This is a genomic window from Mesorhizobium sp. M2A.F.Ca.ET.067.02.1.1, assembly GCF_004023285.1.
GTDB lineage: Bacteria > Pseudomonadota > Alphaproteobacteria > Rhizobiales > Rhizobiaceae > Mesorhizobium.
Window position 1 is genome coordinate 1 of sequence record NZ_RZSB01000708.1, and the last position, 3,173, is coordinate 3,173.

A 3,173-nucleotide genomic window follows, 5' to 3' on the forward strand; every position below is an offset into this window, starting at 1 on the left:
CCAACAACTACCGGCTGGTGCGCGAGGCCGTCGATCGCGGCGTGCCGCTGCACGCCATCGACCCCAACGCCAATGTCGTCAACGACCTGAAGAAGATCATCCTGCCGGAGGAGGCCGTCCAGACCACGGTCAAGTCGAAATCGCTGTTCGGCCTCGGCAAAGGCCTGCTGAAGAGGAAGGCCGGATGAACACTCGCTTTTCCAACCTGCAGAACCGCGACACTCGTCCGCAGCGGGCGCCGGAGCCCGCGCCTGTGGCGCACAATGCGGTGATCATCCCGACGACCCGCAAGCCGGCGCCGCCGAAGCCGGAGGCTGCGCCGGCAAAAAGCGCCAACAAGGTGCTCGATGCGCGCGTACGCATCCACCGCATGCTGCTCGAGGAGATCAACCTCGTGGCGCTCGAGCGGCTGCCCAAGGATGAAATGCGACGGCAGGTGCATGAATTCGTCTCGGAAAAGACGCGCGAGGAGCGGATGGCGATCAACATCGCCGAGCTCGATGCGCTGGTCGACGACATCGTCGACGAGATGGTCGGCCTCGGCCCGCTGGAGCCGTTGCTCAAGGACCCTGAGATCAACGATATCCTGATCAATGGCCACCAGAACTGCTTCGTCGAAAAGCGCGGCAAGCTGCAGCAGGTCCACATCCCATTCAAGGATGAGGCGCATCTGCTTCGAATCATTAACAAAATAGTCGCGGCTGTCGGCCGCCGCGTCGATGAATCACAGCCGATGGTCGACGCCCGCATGCTCGATGGCTCGCGCTTCAACGCGGCGATCCGCCCGGTCGGCGTCGACGGTCCGCTGGTGTCGATCCGCAAATTCTCCAAGAACAAGCTCGGCCTGCACAAGCTGGTCGAATTCGGCGCCATCACCCAGAACATGGCAGAAGTGCTGGCGGCGGCGGTGCACGCCCGCAAGACCACGATCATCTCCGGCGGCACCGGCACCGGCAAGACGACGATGCTCAATGCCCTGTCGGCCTTCATCCCGGAAGACGAGCGCCTGATCACCATCGAGGACGCGGCCGAGCTGCAATTGCAGCAGCCGCATGTCGCGCGCATGGAAACGCGCCCGGCCAACATCGAGGGCCATGGCGAACTGAAGCAGCGCGACCTGGTCAAGAACGCGCTGCGCATGCGCCCGGACCGCGTCATCCTCGGCGAGTGCCGCGGCGAGGAAGCCTTCGACATGCTGCAGGCGATGAACACCGGCCATGAAGGCTCGATGGCGACCATCCATGCCAACACGCCGCGCGACGCGATCTCGCGTCTGGAACAGATGCTCGGCATGACCGGCATGCCGATGACGGTGCAGTCGATCCGCAGCCAGATCGCCAGCGCGCTCGACATCATCGTGCAGCTGACGCGCCTTTCCGACGGCAAGCGCAAGGTGACCAGCGTCGCCGAGGTAACCGGCATGGAAGGCGATGTCATCCAGATGCAGGAGATATTCCGCTTCGTGCGCACCGGCATGGAGGCGGACGGCAAGATCCTCGGCCACTTCGAGGCGACCGGCATCCGCCCGCGCTTCCTCGAGGACCTGCGCAACATGGGCATCGAATTCCCGGGCAAGTATTTCGAACCCGGCCGGCCGCAGGACTAGGCCGGTGTTCGAGGGATTCAGCCCGATCTACGTCGTATACGCCGCGGCGGCGCTCACCGGCATCATGATCGCCGAGGGCCTTTACCTGCTCTATGCCGGGCGCAGCGACAAGCGCACGGCAATCAACCGCCGCATGAAGCTCGCCGAGAACAAGATCAGCCAGGAGCAGGTGCTGATCCAACTGCGCAAGGAGCGCGGGATCGACGGCCGCAGTTCCGTCTTTTCCCTCGACCGTTTCCGCGTCCTGCGCACGCAGTCCGGCATGACCACGCCGTTGCCGAAGTTCCTGATGATCACATCGGGGATCGCTTTCGCACTGGCGCTTCTCACGATCTGGAAGGGCTTGCCGCTTCTGTTCGGCCTGATCCTGTTTCTCATACTGCTGCCGGTGCTGCCGGTGATGGCGATGCGCTTCATGCGCAAGCGCCGGCACAAGCGGTTCGGGATACAGTTGCCCGAGGCGCTGGAACTGATCACGCGCGGCTTGAAGGCCGGCCATCCGGTGCCGGTGGCGATCGCCATGGTGGCGCGCGAAATGGCCGACCCGATCGGCACCGAGTTCGGCGTCGTCGCCGACGAGGTGACTTACGGCTCGGACCTGGTGTCGGCGCTGAACAATCTATTCGACCGGGTAGGCCACGAGGACCTGCCGCTGTTCGTCACGGCGGTGTCGATCCAGAGCAGTTCGGGCGGCAATCTGCGCGAGATCCTGGACGGCCTGTCCGCGACGATCCGCGAGCGCGGCAAGCTGCGCCGCAAGGTGCGCGCCATTTCGACCGAAGGGCGCATGTCTGCCTACATCCTGACCGCGGTGCCGGCGCTTCTGTTCACTGCCATCATGGTGCTGATGCCGCAATTCTACCAGGATGTCTGGAACGAGCCGAAGACCTGGTACATGCTGAGTGGGGCGATCTTCTGGCTGCTGCTCGGCAACGCCATCATGTTCAAGATGTCGAATTTCCGGTTCTGAAATGGAAGACGTCATCCGCTTCCTCGCTTCGCTCGCGCCAACGTCGCTGACGCCGGTTGCCGTGCTGCTGCTGGTGCTGGGCGGCGGCGCCGTCGCCTGGCCGCTTGTGCTCGCCAAGGGCGATCGTGGCGAGGTCAAGCGCCGGCTGAAGGTCGAGGTGGTGCAGCCGGCCGAGCAGGCGGAAGCTGCGCCCAAGAAGAGCACCAGCGCCGTGCGCGAGAAAGCGGTGAAACGGGCGCAGGAGTTCTATGCCAAGAGCGACCCGGAAAATGTCGCGCGGCTGCGCATGAAGCTCATCCAGGCCGGCTATATGGAGCCGCGCGCCGTCGGCATGTTCTTCCTGATCCGCTTCGCCACCATGATCGGTGCGGCGTTGGGCGCGTTCCTGATCAACCACTGGGCGGCCAGCGCCGAGTCGACCATGACCAGCCGCTGGACCTTCATCATCCTGTCGGGAGCCGGCGGCTATTTCCTGCCGGGCCTGGTGCTGACGCAGAAGGTTCGGGAGAAGATGCGCGAATACCGCAACGGCTTTCCCGATTTCATGGATCTGATGATCGTCTGCTCCGATGCCGGCATGAGCATGGAGGCCGGCAT

Annotated in this window: 3 protein-coding genes and 1 pseudogene; all 4 read left to right on the plus strand. The window is 64.1% G+C overall.

Going from position 1 to position 3,173, the window contains the following annotated elements; genetic code table 11:
* Positions 1–188, plus strand: a pseudogene (locus tag EOA28_RS30415) (response regulator receiver protein); the annotation flags it as partial.
* The gene (locus EOA28_RS30420; RefSeq protein ID WP_127386067.1) at positions 185–1,606 is read left to right on the plus strand and encodes a CpaF family protein; all 1,422 of its coding nucleotides are present in this window, start codon (positions 185–187) and stop codon (positions 1,604–1,606) included. The pseudogene EOA28_RS30415 and the gene EOA28_RS30420, both read left to right, overlap by 4 nt.
* 4 nt (positions 1,607–1,610) lie before the next feature.
* Positions 1,611–2,576: a type II secretion system F family protein gene (locus EOA28_RS30425; protein WP_127252986.1), complete on the plus strand. Its 966-nt coding sequence runs from the start codon at positions 1,611–1,613 to the stop codon at positions 2,574–2,576.
* A gap of 1 nt (position 2,577) precedes the next feature.
* The coding region (locus EOA28_RS30430; RefSeq protein ID WP_148670947.1) for a type II secretion system F family protein at positions 2,578–3,173 on the plus strand (596 nt) is incomplete at its 3' end.

What these genes read in the sequence shown, in the direction of transcription:
- EOA28_RS30420 (WP_127386067.1), top strand. Translation starts at nt 185, where the DNA reads ATGAACACTCGCTTTTCCAACCTGCAGAACCGCGACACTCGTCCGCAG.